This window comes from Malonomonas rubra, assembly GCF_003247215.1.
In the GTDB taxonomy this organism is placed as follows: domain Bacteria; phylum Desulfobacterota; class Desulfuromonadia; order Desulfuromonadales; family Geopsychrobacteraceae; genus Malonomonas; species Malonomonas rubra_A.
On sequence record NZ_QKAP01000134.1, the window covers coordinates 18901 to 40430 of the forward strand.

Genomic DNA, 21530 nt, shown 5'->3' on the forward strand with positions numbered 1-21530 from the left:
TAGCTCTTGCTCTGCTGACTCAACGTCGATTGCGAAATCGAGAATCCTCATTGTTGCACCTGTTCAGATCAGGAGTCCAATCTGCCTCTTTTTAAATTATATGGAAGAAATTGAACTCTGCACAATGTGCCAAAGCACAGATGAGTAATTTCGTTGGATGCAGTTTTAAAAAACAATCAAAGTAATTCTTTAAGAAGCTAAAAATCAGTTCGGAAAATTATTTTCCCTGCGCATGACATGAAGAATTCGCTAAAGTTGTTAGACTCTTGTTTCGGACAAAGACGCTATGGTATAAGCAAAATTTCGTGGTTTCAAAACTCTTTTTGAGACATTCAAATGTTCATTCAGGAGCCAATTCGAATGGAACGAGGCCGACAAGAAGCAGTCGAAATCATCTGTCCCAAATGCCGCTATACCGAAATCATTTACCTGCCCAAAGAAGAGATTCCCCGTTGCCCTAAATGCAATTCTGAAATGATGATCAACGAATTGCTTGACGAAGGGAAATCATATTAATCTCCGGCCAGTGATTTGGCCCAATTATCAGATGCATTGAGGAGGATTGTTTATGAAACAGTTTAAGTTTATGATCACAGGTTTACTGGCCCTCTGTATCGTTATGCCAAGTATCGCTACTGCTGGCACCCTGGAAGACATTATGGACCGAGGGGAAAAAGGGATTCTGCGTGTCGGCATGGAGCCAGGGTACATGCCCTTCGAATTAACCAATAAAAAAGGTGAGATCGTCGGTTTCGATGTGGATATGGCGAAGCGGATGGCAAAAGCGATGGGTGTAGAACTTGAACTTGTCAGCACCGCTTGGGACGGTATCATCCCGGCTTTGATCACCAAGAAGTTTGATGTCATCATGTCCGGCATGACCCTGACCCAAGAGCGCAACATGAAAATCAACTTTGCTTCTCCCTACATTGTTATTGGGCAGACCATTCTGCTGAAGAAGGATCTCGCGGGCAAGGTTGACTCCTATAAGGATCTGAATGATTCCAACTACACCGTCGCATCGAAACTTGGAACTACCGGCGAACAAGCTGCGAAGCGAATGATTCCGAAGGCCAAATATATTTCCTACGAAACAGAACAGGAAGGCGTCCTTGAGTTGGTTAACGGTAAAATTGATGCTTTCGTCTATGACAAACCATACAATGTTACCGCTCTTGCCCAGCGAGGCAGTAGTAAAATCACCCACCTTGACGAGCCATTTACTTTTGAACCGGTGGCATGGGCTGTTCGCAAAGGGGATTATGATTTCATCAACTGGCTGAACAACTTTCTGGTACAGGCCAAGAACGACGGTACCTACGACAAGATTTACAACAAGTGGTTCCAGGATGACGCTTGGATGAAAGATCTGCAGTAATCCCTTTCCACTTAAAATACAAAGGCAATGTCCGTCCCTGCCTTGGGTGGACATTGCCTTTTATTTGGAAGGAACAGAAGAGTGACAGGTTCACAAAGCATATGGCCTTGGAAATTGTTGTTGGCAGCAATCCTGATTGTGATGGCTGCGGGCACTTGGGGAGCTGTTAACCGCATCGATTACACCTGGCGCTGGAACCGGGTTCCCGATTATTTTTTGTATAAATCGGAAGAATCTCGGAAGATCCCCTTTGATGGATGGGTTGAGAAAATCATCTCTGTGGGGAGTACAAGCACAGTTTCCCTGGTTTCCGAGTCCGGAGAAAAAGTCACTGTTAAGGTTGCAACCAATACTGTCCGGGTTAGCGAAAGTGAAGACCTCTTTGAAGGCGATACCATCGGCTTTGTCAAAGAATGGCGACTCGGTCCTCTGACCACCGGGCTATGGACAACGCTATGGTTATCGGCCGGGGCCAGTGTCTTGGCGTTGATTATCGGTCTGCTGACCGGCTTGGCCAGGATTTCCCGTAATTACACACTCAGGGGGCTAGCTGCGCTCTATGTCGAATTTATCCGTGGAACTCCCCTGCTGGTGCAGATTTTTATCGCCTATTTCTTTATCGGCACGGTTTTCGACCTCAGCCGGAATGCTGCAGGGATAGGCGCACTGGCAATTTTTGCTGGTGCCTACGTTGCCGAAATCGTCCGGGCCGGAATTCAATCGATTCCGAAAGGGCAGATGGAAGCCGCTCGCTCGCTGGGAATGAATCTGTTCCAGGCAATGGTTTACATCATCTTGCCGCAGTCCTTTAAACGGATTTTGCCGCCGTTGTCGGGACAGTTCATCAGTCTGATCAAAGATTCCTCGCTGGTTTCGGTGATCGCAATTACCGACCTGACCAAATCAGGCCGGGAAATTATCACCAGCACCTTTGCCACCTTTGAGATCTGGTTGACCATCGCGGCGATGTATCTGATAGTGACTTCGATTCTCTCTCAGTTGGTTTTCTATTTGGAGCGGAGGCTTGCGGCCAGTGATTAAAACGAGCAATGTTACCAAGATATTTACCGGTCGTGGGCAAATCGTCCGCGCGGTAGACGGCGTCAGCGCCGAAGTCGCTGCCGGTGAAGTGGTGGTTATCATCGGCCCATCAGGCTCGGGCAAGTCGACTTTTCTGCGTTGTTTGAACGGACTTGAACAATTCGATGAGGGGCATATCGTCATCGATGGGGTCGATCTTGCCGACAAAAAGACCGATATCAACAAGGTCCGTCGTGAAGTTGGCATGGTCTTCCAGCAGTTCAACCTGTTTCCACATAAAACCGTACTCGACAACATTACCCTGGCACAGAAAATTGTCCGTAAGCGCGACAGAGACGAGGCACAGCAGAAAGCTCGTCAACTACTGCAAAAGGTCGGGATTGCTGAAAAAGAGGCGGAGTACCCTTCCCGCCTCTCCGGTGGTCAACAGCAGCGGGTGGCGATTGCACGGGCGTTGGCGATGGATCCGAAAATTATGTTGTTTGATGAACCGACCAGCGCACTCGACCCGGAGATGGTCGGCGAGGTTCTCGATGTCATGAAACAGCTGGCGCGCGAAGGCATGACGATGGTTGTCGTAACTCATGAGATGGGCTTTGCCCGCGAGGTTGCCGACCGGGTTATTTTCATGGATCAGGGCAAACTGGTCGAAGAAGGCACCCCGGAACATTTCTTTACCGAGCCAAAGGAAGAGCGGGCCAAAACCTTTTTGAAGCAGGTTCTGTAATATCGATATCGAAATACAACCTTGTGCCGGGGGCAGAATTGATTTCTGTCCCCTTCTTGCTTTTATGACAGCAACTAAGCACTCAAAAAAGCTGTTTAAGGCAATGAACCGTAGCGAATTGGTACGAAAAAAAGCGCATGGGAAATTATGAAAAACATAAAAACTGAAGAATTTTACGTTGAAGTTCCAGGTGGGAAGATCTGGGTAAAAAGGTGGACGCCTGAGATCACTTCATCAAAATCGCCACTCGTTCTTCTCCATGATTCGCTGGGTTGTGTTGATCTATGGAGAGGTTTTCCGTCAGTGCTGGCTGAAAACCTCTCTCGCTCGGTTGTGGCATATGACCGCTTAGGGTTTGGTAATTCGGATGCACAGGAAAAATTACCTGCGCGGAAATTTTTAGAAGAAGAGGCAGTCAAATATTTTCCTGCCATAAAAAAACACCTATCCATTCAGCACTATGTTCTTTTGGGGCACAGTGTTGGAGGTGGCATGGCAGTTAATATCGCTTCTCGTGACACTGACTGCAAGGCGGTAATTACCGTGTCATCTCAACCTTTTATCGAAGATTTGACGATACAGGGAGTAAAAGCTGCGAAACAAATGTTTATTCAGCCTGGACAGATAGAGCGGTTGGAAAAATGGCATGGCAATAAAGCCAGATGGGTATTACATGCATGGACTGACACATGGTTGTCATCAGAGTTTGCAGATTGGAGTTTGCAGCCCCCCCTTGAATGCGTGTATTGCCCAGTGCTGGCAATCCATGGCGAAAATGACGAATACGGCTCTATCGCTTTCCCGGAATTTATCTCACAAAATTCCGGCGGGCAGGGAACTATGTTGTTGCTTAAGAACTGCGGGCACCTGCCACACAAAGAAAAAACGCAAGAAGTGGTCTCTGCACTTAAACAGTTCTTAAGCAATATCTAACGGAACGATGTAGGAATCAGGCAGTTCACGACCTTTCCTCTATTGTTTTAAGTGTATGGTTTTACAGATTTTTCAACAATAATACATTGTAAATCATTTTTCCAATTACAGTCTCAAGGCTTCTGCGACCACTTCTGCCACATCTTTGACCTGAACTCCCGGCGCATTCAGCTCCTTGAGTCCGTCTTCCATCATCGTCATACAGTAAGGGCAGCTAACACATAAAGTATCAGGCTTCTGCTTCAGTGCTTCTGCAACCCGGTTTTGATTAATACGTGACCCGTTTAGCTCTTCCATCCACATCCGGCCACCGCCGGCACCACAGCAGAAACCATTTTCGCGATTCCGTTCAAACTCGGCCGGTTTGCTTCCGGTTGCAGCTTTTATCAGGTTACGCGGGGTATCATAGATTTCATTATGACGGCCCAGATAACAGGAATCGTGGAACAGCAATTTCCCCATGTCTGTGGTTTTCGGCAGTTTCAGCTTGTTTCCGGTGATCAGCGTTTCGATCAGTTCGCTATGATGGATCACTTGCAGTTCGAGACCGTACTGCCGATAATCATTCTTCAGTGTGCTGAAGCAATGCGGGCAGGCAGTAACGACCTTGCGGACTCCTTTTTCGATAAACATTTCGACATTCTGCTTGGCCATCTTATCGAACACATACTCGTTACCGAGCCGCCGCAGGCTATCGCCGCAGCAGAGTTCTTCCTTGCCGAGCATCCCCCAGGAGACACCAGCTAGGTCCATGATGGTGGCCACCGCAACCGACACCTGCTTCGCCCGAGTATCGAAGGCGCCGGCGCAGCCGACAAAGAAAAGGTATTCCGTCTTATCCGCCTCGAAAGGCCGCTCACCGAGTTGAGTGCTCCATTTGCCACGATCGGATGGGGCGATTCCCCAGGGGTTGCTGCGCTGCTCCATATTCTCGAACAGGTTAAGCAGCTCTTCTGGGAACTCTGATTTTTCTTGCACCAAGTGGCGACGCATCTTGACGATTTTCGGCATCTGTTCAATCAGCACCGGACAGACGTTGACACAGGCACCGCAGGTGGTACATGCCCACAACGCCTCTTCGGAACAGGTACCTTCATTCTGGGCCAAATCGATCATCGGCAAGGTTTTACCCTCTCCATTTTTCAAAGCTGGGCCATTTTGCAACAGGTTTGCCTTGATATCATGCACTATCCGCCTTGGGTTGAGCGGTTTATCGGTGTTATAGGCAGGACAAAGGTCCTGGCAACGGCCGCACTCGGTGCAGGTCAAGCTGTCGAGCAGATCTTTCCAGCTGAACTGTTCGACCACGCCAACGCCGAACCGCTTCCCTTTTGCAAAACTCTCCCGCGGTATGATGTTCGGTTTGTCCAGTGAGCGCAGGTAGGTGTTCGGAATGGCGGTCAAGATATGCATATGTTTGCTTCGCGGCAGCAGGTTTATAAAAACCAGCAGCACGACGGCATGAACCCACCAAGCGATGGTTGCGCTACTCTGCAGAGCGGCAGTCGACTGCCCCGCCAGCAAACTGGCAAAGATCGCTGAAATCGGCCGGTAAGCTGCTGAATCACCGAGGCCGATCAGGGCACCGTGCAGCAGGAAAAAGGCGATCATCAAAAAGGCGATCATCGCCAAGATCAGTAGTCCTTCGCCGCTACGCGCCGAGGTATATTCATTGCTAAGATAGGAAGGCGGAAACAGCAGGCGCCGGGACAGGGCCACGACCACAGCAACCAGCGCCAGCAGCGACACCATATCAAAGATAAAGGCCAGCACGTGATGCAGTGGATCAGGAAGTAATGCCAGGCTGACCGAGGGGAACAGGCCCTCGATCAAAAACTCTCCATTTGCCAACAGCAGGAACATGAACGCCCAGAACAGGACGAAGTGATTAATGCCGAAGGGGCGCTTGACTACCCGTTTTTGGCCAAAGGCATAGCTGAACATTCCGGCCAGGCGCTCAATCGGACGATCGCTCCGGTTCTCGTCAGCGCCAAGAGAAATTAACTGCAGACGTTGGTAGCAGCTGTAGCAAAAAAAGATCACTGACACAGCAAACAGCGGAATATAAATCGTCTGATTGATCGACATAACCGTCCTCGTAACTCAAATTAGTAGTTTCCTGCTCAAACAGCTGCATTTAGCGCAACTGTCCCACCGGTGCGGCGTTGCTCCTTTAACTCGCGGACCTGTCTGGTCAGCGCGGGCACCACTTCAAACAGGTCGCCCACAATACCGTATGTCGCGATCTGGAAGATCGGCGCCTCCGGATCGCGGTTAATGGCGATGATGACGTCCGAGTCCTGCATCCCGACCATGTGCTGGATGGCTCCGCTGATGCCACAGGCGATGTAGATCTTCGGCCGTACCGTCTTGCCGGTCTGGCCGACCTGGAAACTATGGGGCTTCCAACCGGCATCGACCGCGCTGCGCGAAGCGCCGACCACGGCTCCCAGTTCTTCGGCAAGCTCGTTGAGGATGACAAAGTTCTCTTTATTCATCATGCCGCGGCCACCGGAAACAATGACCTCGGCACCGGCGATATCGATCTGATCCTTCCCGTCCTTGTCGTTGATGACTTCAAGCACCTTGACCAGGATATTCTCTTCACGTGGGGTGAAATCGTCCCGGATAATGACACCGCTGCGCCCCTCCCGCCACTCGGGCATCGACATCACGTGTGGTCTCACCGTCGCCATCTGTGGCCGGAACCGGTCGCACATGATGGTCGCCATGATGTTGCCGCCGAAAGCCGGGCGAGTCTGAGCCAGGTTGCCGTGTGCGTCGATATCGAGACCGGTGCAGTCGGCGGTCAGACCTGTTTTTACTACGGTCGCCACAGCACCGGCCAGATCGCGGCCTTGGCCGGTTGCGCCCATCAAGATGATCTCCGGCTTGTGCGTATTAATCAGGTGGACGATGGCATCGTTAAATGCCTGGGTGCGGTAGTGCTTATAGACCGGGGCATCAAGCAGAATCGCCTTGTCGGCACCGTAGTTAAATGCTTCCTGGCAGAGCGGTTCAACCTGATGGCCGATGACGACGGAGGTCAGCTCGACCTTGAGACGGTCGGCCAGTTGCCGGCCGGTACCGAGCAGTTCCCAGGAAACCTTGGCAGCTTCACTATCATACTGTTCGATGAACACCCAGACCCCCTTGTACTGAGCCAGTCGTTTCCGCAGCTGCCGTTCTTCCTCATCGATTTCTTCTTCGCCGCCTTCATGCTGTTCCTGCCACAGTTTGAGCTGTTCGAGCTCCTCCGGTGTGTAGAACATCTCCAGGGCTTCGGCTGCGCATGCCTTAACACATTTGGCACAGCCGATACATTTTTCCAGCGCGACACTCAACGGTTCACCAGCATCGCCCATTTCAATACAGTCAACCGGACAAGAACTGATACAACGCTCACCGCAAGCAACACATCTCCCCTCGAGGATGCGGGCCTTGCCGCGCGGCTTCTTGATTTTCTTAATCTCGCTCATGCGATATCCCCTTCTCTGCTCAGATCGCTAGGAGATCCTTGCTCAACAGTTTTTCAATCAGCAGGTTTGCGGTCCCCTCCGGGTCGTTAATGCCATCGCCGATAATCTCGCCCTGATCACGTTCCGGGGAGAAAATCTTGCTCACCCAGGTCGGTGAGCCTTTGAGGCCGACCGTTTCGACATCAAGGCCTAAAACCGAGTTGTCCCAAGTCTTTACCATGACATCTTCAGCCTCAAGCCGCATCGGCACGGTTGGATAACGCGGGCGGTTGAGCTCGCGCACCACTGTGATCATCACCGGCAACGGGGCTTCGACGATCTCATGACGACCTTCCAGCTTGCGACGGACACGAATCCGTTTTTTCTCTAGGTCGAGGTGTACGATGCGGTCAACCAGAGTCAGTTGTTGCAGTCCCAGTCGCGAGGCGATGCCCGGCCCGACCTGGGCGGTATCGCCATCGATGGTCTGCTTGCCGCAAAAAACGATGCCCAGCTCCTCTTGCTCGGCGAGCTTCTCGATCGCCGAGGCCAGCACCCTGCTGGTGGCGAGGGTGTCAGCGCCGCCGAAACAGCGGTCGGAAAGCAGGATTGCGTCGTCAACGCCAAGTGCGCAGGCCTTTCGCAGGGTCGCTTCTGCATTCGGCGGCCCCATCGATAGGGCCACGGGCCGCAGGCCGAAGCGATCTTTCAGGCTCAACCCCTCCTCAAGTGCGTGAGTATCGTAGGGGTTGACGATAAAGGGAATTCCCTCACGGATCAGTGTATTGGTCTCTGGGTCGATCTGGACCTGTGTCGTATCCGGAACCTGCTTGATACAAGAAATGACGAGCATAGAATCACTCCCTTTCACCTTTAAACATTCAAACAGTCATTAATAGCAAAATGTTTTGTTATGGAAGTTATTCAATGGAATTCCCTAACAAGTTTGCGAAAAATTTAAATAAAAAAATGTACTATTCCAGCGGCTACCTGATCATTCGCGTATTCTTGCCAGACTTTCTAAAGAGAGCTCAGCATATGACCAAGTTTCTTCTGCTTTGTCTTTAAATACTTGTTATTGTGACCAGTCAGTTTCGCCAGAATGGGAACACGTTCTACGACATCAAGACCGTAGCCTTTCAGGCCAATCATTTTTTTGGGATTATTCGTCATCAACCGCATCTTTGTAATACCAAGTTCAGCTAATATCTGAGCCCCAATTCCGTAATCTCGTAGATCCGCTTTAAACCCGAGACTTTCATTAGCTTCAACTGTATCCTGCCCCTGATCTTGCAGGGAATAAGCTTTTAATTTGTTAATCAAACCGATCCCTCGCCCTTCCTGACGCAGATACAGAACGACCCCAGCCCCTTCCTCAGCGATCATTTGCATAGCCATCTGAAGTTGTTCTCCACAATCACATCGCTGCGAACTGAAAACATCTCCAGTCAAACATTCTGAATGGACACGAACAAGCACCGGTTCCGCCCCTCCTACCTCTCCCTTGATGAGGGCAAGATGCTGTGCCTGATCGACATCATTTTCGAAAACGACGATTTCAAACTCACCATATTCATGAGTCGGCAGGATCGTAGAAGCAGCCTTACGCACCAATACCTCATTCTGCATCCGGTAGCTGACCAGATCGGCGATACTGACAATTTTCAAACCATGCTTCAGAGCAAAGGTCTTAAGCTGTGGCATCCGCGCCATTGTGCCGTCATCATTCATGATTTCACAGATGACTCCGGATGGATTAAGCCCTGCCAGTCGAGCCATATCGACCGAACCTTCTGTTTGCCCTGTGCGAACCAAGACCCCACCTTCTTTCGCGCGCAAAGGAAAGACATGCCCTGGCCGAGCCAAGTCAGAAGCACAGGCATTCTCAGCAACAGCAACCTGAATCGTCCTCGCCCTGTCAGCAGCAGATATCCCTGTTGTAACCCCGGTCTTTGCTTCTATGGAGACGGTAAAAGCGGTTCCAAAGGAGCAAGAGTTTTCTGTCACCATCTGCGGCAGATCCAAGTGTTCTGCCCGTTCAGTAGTCAATGCCAGGCAGATGAGTCCTCGCCCCTCTTTCGCCATAAAGTTGATCGCCTCGGGGGTCACTTTTCCCGCCGCCATGACCAAATCGCCCTCATTTTCTCTGTCTTCATCATCAACGAGGATGACCATCTTCCCTTGGCGCAAATCTTCCAGAGCAGCTTCTATCTTGGTGGTGATTTTCATTTTAGAGCACCTTTCGCGGCAACCTCATATCGCAATTTCTGCCGAGCCTCAACCGCCAAACCGAAAACACTGCAACGTGATAACTCCTGGTTCTTCGCCGGACCAAGGACAAACCGACAGTTCATAAATAGACAATCCATCATTAGAAGCACTTCTGGAAAAGTTTAGCGTTGAAATATCCGAGTTTTTCGGACAATTGCCTGCCCGCATCTAGCAATGTCTCCATTAAGCTTTGTTCAATACGCTCATGGCTTAACCGGAAATCAGGGGCAATCAGGCTGAAGCTTGCAACCGCAAATTGTTGTACGTCTAAAATCGGCACTGAGAGGCTCCCAATTCCGGCACCAACCAACCCGTGGTCAACAAAGTCTTCCTGACGAGAAATACCCTGATCGCGACTCAACATCTGAGACTGAGGCTTATTATGTGCCTGGATAACTTTCCCTGCAGATACCTGTTGCAGAGGAAAACGCTTGCCCACCAGTGGCATCACCCGCACCTGTTGAGGAGAGTCAACAAACTCTAAAAAAAGAACATCATTGCTAATGGGGATGACAAGATAAACAGCTTCAGCAGTTTCTTGCGCCACAGACTCCATAATCGGCTTGGCCTTTTGTAATAGCTGCATCTGATGAAGAAACTTACTGCCTGTTTCGTATGCCATCGGACCGGTACAGTATTTATTTGAGTCCGTGACATGCTGAACATAGCCATGTTTTTCGAAGGTTGCGAGGACTCGGTAAACGTAGCTCTTGTCCATCCCCAACTTGTCACTTAACTGGCTAACTCTAAAGTTCCCAGATACTTCGCTGATTGCTTCTAAAATACTTAGTGCTTTTTCAACCGTTCGTATCGTATAAGAATCTTTATTGTTTTTTTGCATCGCCATCTCCGGCTACATACCGACACATTATCAATCAACCAGAAAAATGAATGTCTGATATTTGGTTCTCAATTCTTGGCAAAGCTTTTACTATGTTTTCGTAATACTTTGCGCAAAAGAGTAGAAACATTGGTTCCAGAAATAGTGATCATCTCTTTAACAATATCTTTTTCGTCATCGTTTATTCTAAAGGTCAACACATGTTTCAACGGTTTATCTTCGTATCTAGACATTTTCACACCTTTTGATAACATAATTGTCATGGAACAAAACAATTGTACTGTTCAAAATTATAAAAATATTGAATATCAGAACTTGACTGAAGCATTTCTGACTTACTGATGAAATCTTCAGTTTCTGGTGCTTCTTGATTTAAGTTTGTCTCATTGCTTTTTTCCACACCTTGTTTCCGATAAGGGGAATAAATAGTATCAGGAGGTGAATATTCGGCGAAAGGCCACCATTGTTCAGCAGTAGCAGACTGCACAAAAATCAACAGTGAAAACAGACTGAAGGCTGCCATATAGCGAATTGAAACCAGATATTTCAACTTGCCACCTCCTTTTTCAATCATTCCTAGAAAAAAACCACGGAGCGAAAGTACAATTGAGGAGGAGAGAGCCCCAGCAATTGCTTGAGGAGGTTTTCTATCGCTCCGTGGCAAACCCAACCCTTATCGCCAGTTGTCCTGACGACTGGTATATTCTTCCACGCCAGAATAACTTAGTCCCTTTTTCTGCGACCTAAGCAGAAGACAAGCTGCCTCGCATTAACAACACTTTTCATCTAAACCAGCTCTAAAACTGTGGCCATTGAGGGGCCGCCACCAACGCAGAGAGAGGCCACACCGTAACGACTTTGGCGACGCTTCATTTCACCCAACAGGCTGACAACGATCCGGATGCCTGTACACCCGACCGGATGTCCGAGAGCGATTCCGGAACCGTTGGCATTTACCTTTTGCATATCGAGGTTCAGCTCTCTGTTGACAGCCAGAAATTGGGCAGCAAAAGCTTCGTTGATTTCAAAATAATCGATATCGGCCAACTCCAGACCTGCATACTTCAAGGCCTTTGGAATTGCGTAAGCGGGGCCAATTCCCATCACTTCCGGTTCAACACCGCTCGTGGCTGTCGAAAGGATTCTGGCTATTGGTTCGATTCCGAGTTCTTTGGCTCTAGACGCGGTCATAAGAACCAAGGCGGCAGCACCATCATTAATTCCCGAGGCGTTCCCTGCGGTAACGGTGCCATCCCTCTTGAATGCAGGCTTCAGGCCTGCCAGCTTTTCCATGCTAAGGTCACTACGGGGATGCTCATCCGTATCTACCAGGACCTCCCCTTTTCGACCGGGTACACTGACAGGTACTATTTCGGATTTGAATTTTCCGGTCTCAATGGCCTGAACTGCCCGTTGATGGCTGAGCAATGCCAAAGCATCCTGCTCCTCACGGGAAATCTGATATTTCTCCGCCAGGGTTTCAGCTGTAATCCCCATGTGGGTGCCGGTGAAAGCATCGACCAACGCGTCATAAAGGAGATGGTCTTCAAGCCCACCTTGCCCTAGTCGCAATCCCTGGCGGGAGTTAAGGAGCAAATGGGGGGCCTTCGACATGCTCTCCATGCCTACGGCCACGCTGATGGCAGTCTTTCCGAGAATCAGTTGCTGGGAGGCGATCTCCAGCGCTCGCATAGCGGAGCCGCAGAGCTGTTCAACTGTCACAGCAGCGCCCTCGACCGGGATGTCTGCCCCGAGCTGGACCTGACGGGCGGGATTTCCCTTGGCGCCAGCTTTATAAATCATCCCACCGACGACCTCTTCGACCAGAGCAGCATCGACCTCTGACTTCTCCAAGGCCCCCTTGACCGCCACAATGCCAAGCTCCACCGCGGAAAGGTCCTGAAGTCCTCCCATAAATGCGCCGATTGCAGTTCGCGCCGCGCCAACAATAACAACATCTTCCATCATTGAGACCTTTTCTGACTTGTTATATTACCTAACGAATTGTCCGAAACGAGTTCTTTAAAACCTGCGGGTCATACCGACCGTTCGGTATATGATCGCGTTATATCCAACCCTTGTCAAGTATAAAATCAGACAACGGCTCATCTGGCGTAACCGGAGTAAAATGCTTAAGCCTAAAGGCCTGGCATCTGCTGACAATTACGCTGTTACGGACCAGGAAGTAGAGACTTCTCGGCTTGATAAAGAACGGACGAAAGCTCGACTGGAGAAGGAAATCGTATGAAAAACTATGGCGACTTTTGCAAAGAAACGCTAAGACTGGGCGATTGCGACAGGAGCAGCCTACACATCATGCGGCTCACTATTGTTGACCGATCTCATTTAATCTGCAGAATAAAAGAAGAACTTTCCATTAATCTCTCTTCTGCGTACTTCCCCCTGTTCCTGAACATATTTTAAATGCGCGTTGGCTTCTCCAGTTGCGAACCAGCGCTGAGCAACTGGCAATTCTTCCCAGCTAGTAAATTCCAGATTCCAATTCATCTGTGCGGCTACCTGATATGCTGACTGAAGGCTGTCATCATGAACAATGTCAAGCACTTCAGCAATCCGGTTATGATGATGTTGCCGAAGTTCTTCGATCCGCCTCTTGCAGTCAGTAAATGTCGTTCGATGACCCGGCAAAACGAGATCTACATCCAGTGCAGCAACCTTCTGCAGGCTGGCTAGATAATCAGCGAGAGGGTTTTCGTCATCCGACCAGAGTTGGATAATCGGAGATATGTCGTTCAAAATATGATCTCCAGAAATGAGAATCCCCTTTTGCTCTTCGTACAGACATATATGCCCCTTGGTATGCCCTGGGGTTTCGATACAGCGGAAGTCATAGCCTCCACATCGAATCCGGTCGTCTTCCTGTACCAGACAGAAATCGGGCCTTACCTCACTGCCATAAATGGTGCTCGGAGTAAAATCGATCGCGGCGATTTCCACCTCTGGAAAGCCTGCCCGGACGGAATGCCTGAGCATCTCTCCAACACCAAAATCACCACCGAACTGATCTGCCTCGCGATGGTTGAAAAAGACCCTGGATGATCCCTGAACCGCAAGCTTATCGAGTAAGCCAAGATGATCAGCATGCAGGTGCGTTATATAAAAATCTGTGTGTTTAAGGTCAATCCCCAGAAAATGGAGACAATCTCTCATGGCTTGCAGACATAAGGGGCGATTCAGGCCGGTGTCGATAATCAGGTTGCGCCCGCCGCCTCTAATCACGTATGAATTTAAATATTTCAGGGGGGAACCAGGAAGAGGAATTTCAACTCTGAACAGGTCGGCCGCCATTTCTTCTATCATAAAAATTGCCCTGTTTTGATCGCCCCTTTCAACAATTCAAATCAGGGAATAAGGCTGTTGACCTGTCTTGGGTTTGTTAAGGCCCTGCCACTGATGGAAATGGGGAACATCGCACGCAAGATCGTTGAAGGGCATTTTGAGTTCTGGAATTCTGAATTCACCTGGCAGGGTTTCGAGAAAATCGACGCTTAATGACGTTTCCCCCCGTCGGCTAACGAAATCCCTCATATACACCTCGACGCTTGTTTTTCCTGTGCCAGTTTCCGCTTGAGCTGCAATGCGGGCAACCCCCTTAACTCCCTGTTGACCACACCTTACGTTGACAGCATACAACCCTGCTCGGGGCAACTGTTCTTTGCTTGTCTGAAGTGTGACCGTAGCAAGCCCGAGCCCTCTACTCCGCGGTTCCTTTTGAACCACCTGCCCCTCAAGGCTAAAGTGACGCCCGAGCAGTTGTGCCACCTCAGCGATCTGACCAGCTGCAACCATTTGTCGGATACGTGTCGAACTGAATGCAGGCCCATCGCCACCAATCGGTGGGATAACCATTACTTCAAAACCCTTTTCACGGCCACGCTGTTTTAAAAACTCAATATTCCCTCGTCGCTCGCAGCCAAAGGCATAATTGTAACCGACTATTAAACATTTGATCTTCAGCCGTTTGACAAGCAAATCATCGACAAACTGCACAGGTGACATCTGCGCAAACTCCCTTGTGAACGGCGCTTCAATCAGTCGTTCAACTTGTGATGCAGAAATCAAAAGCCTTTTCTCCTCAAGTGTGCTGAGCAGCAAAGGGGCCTTCTCCGGCGCGAGAAGTTTCAACGGATGGGGCGAAAAGGTAAAAACGGTAGAAGTACAGTTGTGCTGACGGGATTTCTTAATCAACTCACGAAACAGTCCCTGATGTCCGAGGTGCACGCCATCGAAATTTCCCAGTGTAATCACACTAGATCTCAAACCATCAGGTAACTGATAAAGTGATGTATAGATTTCCATTCAGCGAAGCTCCCTACTTTTCTTTGACCACTTTGGGACCCAAAGTTAATACCGAGCAGTCCAGAAGCGCATGATTGTTCATATGGCTCTAATTCCATCAATTGCAACTAATTCAAAGAGTTGTTCGGAAATATCATCAACGCTAAACAGCCCTTCTGCTGAAAACCATATCATTGCAGAATTACACATTCCGATGACAGCTTTGGTCAGTATCATAGGGTTCATATCTTTTGAATTTTTCTCATTTTCATCCAATATTTGGTAAATAATTTTTGCTACCATCCCTTCGTAATCTTTTTGATGTTTTTGAAGGATAGATTTTGATTTTTTACTCAAGTATCTTGTTTCATTAATATTAATGGTTAAAATATCACCTGAATCGGATATTAACTTCATATGAAATCTTATAAATCTTCTAAGTTTTTCAAAACCACTTAGTGTTTTATTTTCAAGATCTGATTTAAAGTTTTCAATCGCCGTCGGTAGAAAATTGTTAAGAACTGACAGCAGTATCCCTTCTTTATTTTTGAAATAGTGAATGACTGTACTTTTTGACACACCAACATTTTCTGCGATCATCTGGATAGAGGTTCCGCTGTAGCCATTTTCCAAGATTAACTTGATGGCACTATTCAAAATATTTTCGTGTGTCTTATTCATCTGTTGGCCCCTCTGCTACTAAACTTCCTTTAGCATTAACCATGAAAAGTAGACATATTCGGCCTTGCTACGATTTCACAGCGACCACACCAAGCTATCGGCAGAGAAAATCATGGTTTTTTTGTAACTACTTTGCTACAAATTAACTTAATAGCCAGCTCTACCGAACGGTTGGTAGAGTCATGTTGCCACAGCAACTCCAACAAAGTCAAGATAAAGCATATTTTCTGCGTCAATGGATGAGAGACATTCATCATCTCTCCCCTGTCGACCAGCTAATGTTTGGCACCGGGCCGCGGCCTACCAAAGTAAAGCAAAGGATAGACTCATGATCGGCATAGAGGATATTGGCTACTTCATTCCGGATGGCAGGATTTCTAATTATGAGCGGAAAGAGCAATTTTCCATCGATGATAACTTCATCGAAAACAAGATCGGAATCAAAAGAATTTCACAGAAATCAAGTTCTGAAGAAACCTCTGATCTTTGCGTGAAAGCGTTCGAGGCGTTAGAAGCTCGATCCAAACTCAACAGAGTCGACATCGAAGCTCTTGTCGTGGTAACACAAAACCCTGACAAGAACATCCCTCACACCTCAGCGATTGTCCATGACAAGTTGGATCTGCCCAGCAATTGTGCCTGCTATGACATCTCTCTCGGGTGCTCTGGTTTCGTCTACGGGCTATCTGTTTTTGAGGCCTTTATGAGCGCTAATGGGCTCAAAAAAGGGGTCCTCATTACTGCAGACCCCTATTCTAAAGTTGTTGACCCTACAGACAAAAATACTGCTCTCCTCTTCGGTGACGCTGCTGCTGCGACCCTGGTCTCGGATGATCCTGTCTTCGTATCCGGGGCAACCACATTCGGCACTATCGGTAAAGATCGCGGAAGTCTTGAAGTCGACGGGCAGGGTTATTTACACATGAATGGCCGGGCGGTCTTCAATTTTGCGGCAAAAACGATCCCCAAAGACTTATGCCAAATGGCCGAGAAAAATCAGGTTAACTTGCAGGAGATAGACTGTTTTCTGCTGCATCAGGGAAGTAAAATCATCGTCGAAACCATTGCCAATAAGCTTGGGATTGAAAAGACCAAAGTCCCCTACAAAATTCAGGAAACCGGTAACACGATCGGTTCAAGCATTCCTCTGCTACTTCAAGATGAGTTAAACGGCCCGGCCAACCTTATTGCCATCAGCGGCTTCGGGGTCGGACTGTCATGGGCCAGCAGCCTGCTTCGTAGAGTTGCTATCAAACCAAGCTAACAAAAAAAATTAGCAGACCTGTGGTTAGTACTGAATAGGCTGCAGCTTTGACCAAAAGCTGCAGCCTATTCTTTGTAGCAATGGAACTTGCGTTGATTTGTTTGATGGATTCAAGCCTTAATGTATCGATTTAATACTTATCGCTTATGTGACCATCCTGAAACAACCTTTAATACCAAAGTGCGTTCCAGAGACTGCTGGCGGTTCATCTTGACTTAAGCTGCTGTCCACTAACCGGCCAAGAATTCCTGACAGCTCCAGAACTCTTTTTTCCCACGTGCTAACTCGGTTCCAACCTTCTGGTTTTCTGAGCTCACGCTTAGGGAGCCCAGACCTTCAGCAGGGCCTCGGCCATCTCCGCCGGGGAATCGGCGACGCTGATGCCGCACTCGCGCAGGAAGGACTTTTTGCTGGCGGCGTCCCCTTTGCCGCCGGAAATGATGGCGCCTGCGTGCCCCATCCGCTTACCGGGCGGGGCGGTCGCGCCAGCGATAAAGGCAGCGACCGGCTTAGTCATGTGGTCGCGGACAAATTCAGCGGCCTGTTCTTCAGCGTCACCACCGATCTCGCCGATCATGATCACCGACTTGGTCTCCGGATCTTCCTCGAACATCTTCAGCACTTCGAGGTGGCTGGTGCCATTGACTGGGTCACCGCCGATGCCGACGCAGGTGGACTGGCCGATGCCGCGGGAGGTCAACTGCCAGACCGCCTCGTAGGTCAGGGTGCCGGAGCGTGAGACGACGCCAACCGGGCCGGGTTTGTGGATGTAACCGGGCATGATGCCGATCTTGCACGCACCCGGAGTGATAACGCCGGGGCAGTTCGGGCCGATCAGCCGACAGTTCTTGCCCTCCATGTATTTCTTGACCTTAACCATGTCCAGAACCGGCACCCCTTCAGTAATGCAGATCACCAGTTCTATTCCAGCATCCACCGCCTCCATGATGGCATCAGCACAGCCAATCGGTGGCACATAAATAACCGATGCCGTCGCTCCGGTTGCCTTGACAGCTTCTTCCACGGTATTGAAAATCGGAAAGCCGTCAACTTGGGTTCCTCCCTTTCCCGGAGTCACTCCACCAACCATCAATGTGCCGTAATCCCGGGCCCCTTGTGCGTGAAAAAGGCCAGTGGCACCAGTGATCCCTTGAGTAATAACTTTGGTATTTTTATCAATTAATAGGCTCATTTTATTTCCCTACTCGTTGATTGAATGTTTTTCAGAAGAAAGCATACTGTCAACGCCCGGGGCGTGCAGGTTAGCCACAGCATGGAGGGTCGTCTGCATTTCTCCTTTGATATTGACGGCCTTGACGATCTTCTCAGCCGCGTCGGTCATGCCCTCGGCACTGACAATATTGAGTCCCGATTCAGCCAGCATCTTCTTCCCCAGGTCGACATTGGTCCCTTCCAGCCGCACGACCAGCGGCACCTTGACGCCAACCTGCTTGGCTGCCTTGATCACACCGGTAGCGATGACGTCACACTTCATGATGCCACCGAAGATATTGACCAGAATGCCTTCGACCTTGGCGTCGGAGAGTATGATTTTAAAGGCTTCGGTGACCCGCTCGATGGTGGCACCGCCGCCGACATCAAGGAAGTTGGCAGGGGCACCATCGTAGTATTTGATGATGTCCATGGTCGCCATCGCCAAGCCGGCGCCGTTGACCATGCAGCCGATGTTGCCATCCAGTGCGATATACGAAAGATCGTACTGCGAGGCCTCAATTTCCATCGGGTCCTCTTCGTCATAGTCGCGCAGGTCACGGATCCGTTCGTGGCGGAATAAGGCGTTTTCATCGAAGTTGAGCTTAGCGTCCAGGCAGAGCAGGTCCCCTTCGGCGGTCTGGATCAGCGGATTGATCTCCAACAGCGAACAGTCGGTGTCAACGAAGGCCTTGTAAAGATTCATCAGCAGGGGTACCGCTTGTTTGACCTGGGCAGTACCGAAGCCGAGTTTGAAGGCCACCTTGCGGGCCTGGAAGGCGGTCAGCCCGGCCACCGGATCGACCACCTCGAAAAAGAGCTTTTCCGGGGTATTTGCGGCGACCTCTTCGATGTCCATGCCCCCTTCGGCCGAAGCCATCAGGGTCACCTTGCCGGTGGCGCGGTCGACCAGAAAGGACACATAATATTCATCGGCGATGTTGCTCCCCTTTTCCACCAGCACCCGTTTGACGATCTTCCCTTCCGGGCCGGTCTGGTGGGTGACCAGGGTCATGCCGAACATATCGCGGGCAAACTGCTTGACCTCGTCGGCGGTCTTGGCGATCTTGACACCGCCCCCCTTGCCGCGCCCGCCAGCGTGAATCTGGGCCTTTACCGCCCAAGGGCCATCACCGAGCCGCCGAGCCCAGTCGCGTGCCGAGTTGCTGTTGTAGACCACGTGCCCATCAGGAACCGGCACATCGAAATTGCGTAAAATTGCCTTTGCTTGATACTCGTGGATATTCACTTAATCCTCCAATGTTAGCAAACACTCAATGTTTATCAGCTATCTGAATTCCGTTCGGCCAGTACCATTTCGACAATAGCCTCTGGCATTTGTTGAGCTGAAACCTTTGCTCCGTTTATCGTGCTATCTGTCACAATGATAATCGGCCCGGAAAAATCCGGCTTACTCACACAATTGCTTGGACAAGCGCTGAAGATGAGCAGCACATCCTTATCGGGATCCTCCCAGTGCACTAACTCCAATCCATTGTGTGTGGCCCCTACGGCACTGACAATTGACAGACCATCAGCGAGTGGGTTGCAGTGCCCACAAAGTTTTACGCCAACCTTAATTTTCCCCATATTCGATCATAAATCTTTTTCTTTATCCTTAATTCCAGCCAGTTTTTTAGCCAGCTTCACCTTGTGTCCAAGGTTGGCCTGACGCAGGATCATGACCCTTTGAGCCTGAGGAGAGCCTGCACCATGCATACTCTCGACTAGCGCTGTGCCACCAGTCATGTTTTCAACCAGTCGGGCAATTCGCATGCGGTCCTCGGTGGAAACTCCTTCCACACCTTTAAAATACTTTTTGACATACTTACCGACTTCTGGGTGGTTCAGATCTTTCTCTGAAGGCAGGGTTGCCATGCATCCACCAGAAATATCGTGGGAAAGACGAGCAATCTCGTAGATGAACCTGGTGACATTCTGCTTCACTGTATTGGCAAGCAATGGATTAACGTAATAGGCGCCCGACGGGGTTGCTGCTCCTTCGCAGGAGCAGGCGATCGATCCACAATAGAGAGTTTCGGTGAGATGAACCATCTCAACAACCTTATCGCGAACGTGAGACGCCTTGTCTACACCGCTCGACTGAGCCATTGCGGTGGTCGCACCGATAATTACGTCGCTGACTCCTGCCTTGCAGCCACCGTAATTCTGTCGGTGATAGCTCGCAAAACGCTCCACCAGTAAACCTGCGTACTGTGCCTCTTCGCACATAAAAACCCGCTCCCAGGGAACAAAGACATCCTCCAGGATGGTCAGGGCTTCTCCACCGACGGTGCCGTACTTGGCATTCCCCTGGTCGATCTCACCTCCATCACCGGTGCGCCGTTCATCATTGGTTTGGCGACCAAAAATATGGATAACACCTTCAGTGTCAACCGGAAAGGCACAGGCGACCGCATAGGCCTTGTCATCCTCTCCCATGGCCATTGTCGGCATCACCAGCATTTCGTGCGAATTGACAATCCCGGTCATGTGAGCCTTGGCTCCGCGGATGACGATCCCCTTGTCGTTCTTCTCCACAACATGAACGAACATGTCCGGATCTTTCTGTTTGCCAGGAGTCAGCGACCGGTCACCTTTCGGATCGGTCATCGAGCCAGCCACCATCAAATCGTTTTCCTGAATATACTCCAGGTACTTGCGGAAACGCTGGTGGTAATCGGTGCCAAGTTCCTGATCCATTTCGAATGTCACCGAATAGGTTGCATTCATCGCATCCCAGCCGACACAGCGCTGATAACAGCTGCCGGTCTTGCCAGCGATCAGCCGCAGTAGCTTGACCTTTTTAATCAGATCGTCGGTGCTTTGATGGATATGGGTAAAACGGTTGATTTTCTTGTTCGTTAAATGCGACTTCGCCGTTACCAGATCCTCTGTACTCGGGTCGAAGGCCAGCTCATATGTTAACGATGCGGCCTCAACGTGCGGCTGAAACAGCGGGTGTGCTGTAACCTCTTCGATCTTCTCACCGAAGGCGTAAACATTGATGTTTCTCTGCTTGAGACTTTCCTTGTAGTCACTCCCACTTTTCATCGCCATCTGGCAAACCTCCATAGATTTTTGAAAAAGCGCAGGGTGATATTCGAATAAGATTTGCAACCCACCCTTGTTCGACCGTTCGGTATATTGTCGCCATACAGGTCTTCCTTGTCAAGTCAAAACAATGATTAATTTTTCGACATCCAAAAATATCGGGGAATATACATGTTCAAAGATTTTCGTACTCTTAGTCTGAGTTGCTCTTTAAAGTTAACTGATGAGTCAGGAAAGAACAATAAAGACTGGGCATTTTCTGCTTGACAAAATCTACGTCAATATTGGTCAATATCTGTACCAATCGGTCGAGCTAAAGACCTCTACCCTCGGCACACTAAAAAAACGACGATACCCAGTGACCAGCATAT

20 protein-coding genes are annotated in these 21530 nt (G+C 49.6%); 6 read left to right on the forward strand and 14 right to left on the reverse strand.

All coding sequences use genetic code 11. From position 1 onward, the window contains the following. The first annotated feature begins 360 nt into the window (after positions 1-360). The 5 genes from Q7J88_RS13905 to Q7J88_RS13925 all read left to right on the forward strand — a co-directional run bounded on the left by Q7J88_RS13905 (position 361) and on the right by Q7J88_RS13925 (position 4079). Positions 361-516: a hypothetical protein gene (locus tag Q7J88_RS13905; RefSeq protein ID WP_303722837.1), complete on the forward strand. Its 156-nt coding sequence runs from the start codon at positions 361-363 to the stop codon at positions 514-516. Between the two features lie 52 nt (positions 517-568). Next, positions 569-1378: a transporter substrate-binding domain-containing protein gene (locus Q7J88_RS13910; protein ID WP_303722838.1), complete on the forward strand. Its 810-nt coding sequence runs from the start codon at positions 569-571 to the stop codon at positions 1376-1378. A 141-nt stretch (positions 1379-1519) separates the two neighbouring features. Next, positions 1520-2419 carry an amino acid ABC transporter permease gene (locus tag Q7J88_RS13915; RefSeq protein WP_369682047.1) on the forward strand — a complete coding sequence of 300 codons (900 nt, stop codon included), beginning with the start codon at positions 1520-1522 and terminating at the stop codon, positions 2417-2419. Next, a complete protein-coding gene (locus Q7J88_RS13920; protein ID WP_303722840.1) occupies positions 2412-3146 on the forward strand; it encodes an amino acid ABC transporter ATP-binding protein in 735 nt (244 codons plus the stop codon). Before Q7J88_RS13915 ends, Q7J88_RS13920 begins: the two co-directional genes overlap by 8 nt. 147 nt (positions 3147-3293) lie before the next feature. Next, positions 3294-4079: an alpha/beta fold hydrolase gene (locus Q7J88_RS13925; protein WP_303722841.1), complete on the forward strand. Its 786-nt coding sequence runs from the start codon at positions 3294-3296 to the stop codon at positions 4077-4079. Positions 4080-4184: 105 nt separating this feature from the next. Here Q7J88_RS13925 and Q7J88_RS13930 read toward each other — a convergent pair whose 3' ends face one another. From Q7J88_RS13930 to Q7J88_RS13980, 11 genes are all read right to left on the reverse strand, one after another. After that, positions 4185-6167, reverse strand: a complete 1983-nt coding sequence (locus tag Q7J88_RS13930; protein WP_303722842.1) for a (Fe-S)-binding protein — start codon at positions 6165-6167, stop codon at positions 4185-4187. Between the two features lie 35 nt (positions 6168-6202). Further along, positions 6203-7558 (reverse strand): electron transfer flavoprotein subunit alpha, encoded by a 1356-nt coding sequence (locus Q7J88_RS13935; RefSeq protein ID WP_303722843.1) that lies wholly within the window; start codon positions 7556-7558, stop codon positions 6203-6205. A gap of 19 nt (positions 7559-7577) precedes the next feature. Continuing rightward, the gene (locus tag Q7J88_RS13940) at positions 7578-8390 is read right to left on the reverse strand and encodes an electron transfer flavoprotein subunit beta/FixA family protein (protein WP_303722844.1); all 813 of its coding nucleotides are present in this window, start codon (positions 8388-8390) and stop codon (positions 7578-7580) included. Positions 8391-8557: 167 nt separating this feature from the next. Continuing rightward, on the reverse strand, positions 8558-9766 hold the full coding sequence (locus Q7J88_RS13945; RefSeq protein WP_303722845.1) for a bifunctional 3,4-dihydroxy-2-butanone-4-phosphate synthase/GTP cyclohydrolase II: 1209 nt from the start codon (positions 9764-9766) through the stop codon (positions 8558-8560). A 142-nt stretch (positions 9767-9908) separates the two neighbouring features. Then, complete coding sequence (locus Q7J88_RS13950) at positions 9909-10649, reverse strand: IclR family transcriptional regulator (RefSeq protein WP_303722846.1); 741 nt, start codon at positions 10647-10649, stop codon at positions 9909-9911. A gap of 68 nt (positions 10650-10717) precedes the next feature. Further along, positions 10718-10882: a hypothetical protein gene (locus Q7J88_RS13955; protein ID WP_303722847.1), complete on the reverse strand. Its 165-nt coding sequence runs from the start codon at positions 10880-10882 to the stop codon at positions 10718-10720. 26 nt (positions 10883-10908) lie between these two features. Next, the gene (locus Q7J88_RS13960) at positions 10909-11319 is read right to left on the reverse strand and encodes a hypothetical protein (RefSeq protein WP_303722848.1); all 411 of its coding nucleotides are present in this window, start codon (positions 11317-11319) and stop codon (positions 10909-10911) included. Positions 11320-11435: 116 nt separating this feature from the next. Further along, complete coding sequence (locus Q7J88_RS13965) at positions 11436-12614, reverse strand: acetyl-CoA C-acetyltransferase (protein WP_369682048.1); 1179 nt, start codon at positions 12612-12614, stop codon at positions 11436-11438. Between the two features lie 381 nt (positions 12615-12995). Further along, positions 12996-13958: an MBL fold metallo-hydrolase gene (locus tag Q7J88_RS13970; RefSeq protein WP_303722850.1), complete on the reverse strand. Its 963-nt coding sequence runs from the start codon at positions 13956-13958 to the stop codon at positions 12996-12998. Positions 13959-14006: 48 nt separating this feature from the next. After that, complete coding sequence (locus Q7J88_RS13975; RefSeq protein WP_303722851.1) at positions 14007-14969, reverse strand: riboflavin kinase; 963 nt, start codon at positions 14967-14969, stop codon at positions 14007-14009. A 78-nt stretch (positions 14970-15047) separates the two neighbouring features. Beyond that, the gene (locus Q7J88_RS13980; RefSeq protein WP_303722852.1) at positions 15048-15629 is read right to left on the reverse strand and encodes a TetR/AcrR family transcriptional regulator; all 582 of its coding nucleotides are present in this window, start codon (positions 15627-15629) and stop codon (positions 15048-15050) included. Positions 15630-15957: 328 nt separating this feature from the next. On the opposite strand from Q7J88_RS13980, the gene Q7J88_RS13985 reads away from it, so the two are divergent. After that, a complete protein-coding gene (locus Q7J88_RS13985; RefSeq protein WP_303722853.1) occupies positions 15958-16893 on the forward strand; it encodes a 3-oxoacyl-ACP synthase III family protein in 936 nt (311 codons plus the stop codon). A 319-nt stretch (positions 16894-17212) separates the two neighbouring features. On the opposite strand, the gene sucD is transcribed toward Q7J88_RS13985, so the two are convergent. From sucD to Q7J88_RS14000, 3 genes are all read right to left on the reverse strand, one after another. Continuing rightward, positions 17213-18085 (reverse strand): succinate--CoA ligase subunit alpha, encoded by an 873-nt coding sequence (gene sucD / locus Q7J88_RS13990; protein ID WP_303722854.1) that lies wholly within the window; start codon positions 18083-18085, stop codon positions 17213-17215. Positions 18086-18094: 9 nt separating this feature from the next. Further along, positions 18095-19354 carry an ADP-forming succinate--CoA ligase subunit beta gene (gene sucC, locus Q7J88_RS13995; RefSeq protein ID WP_303722855.1) on the reverse strand — a complete coding sequence of 420 codons (1260 nt, stop codon included), beginning with the start codon at positions 19352-19354 and terminating at the stop codon, positions 18095-18097. 347 nt (positions 19355-19701) lie between these two features. Then, positions 19702-21165, reverse strand: coding sequence for a 4-hydroxyphenylacetate 3-hydroxylase family protein (locus Q7J88_RS14000; protein WP_303722856.1), 1464 nt, complete (start codon positions 21163-21165; stop codon positions 19702-19704). Positions 21166-21530: the final 365 nt, after the last annotated feature.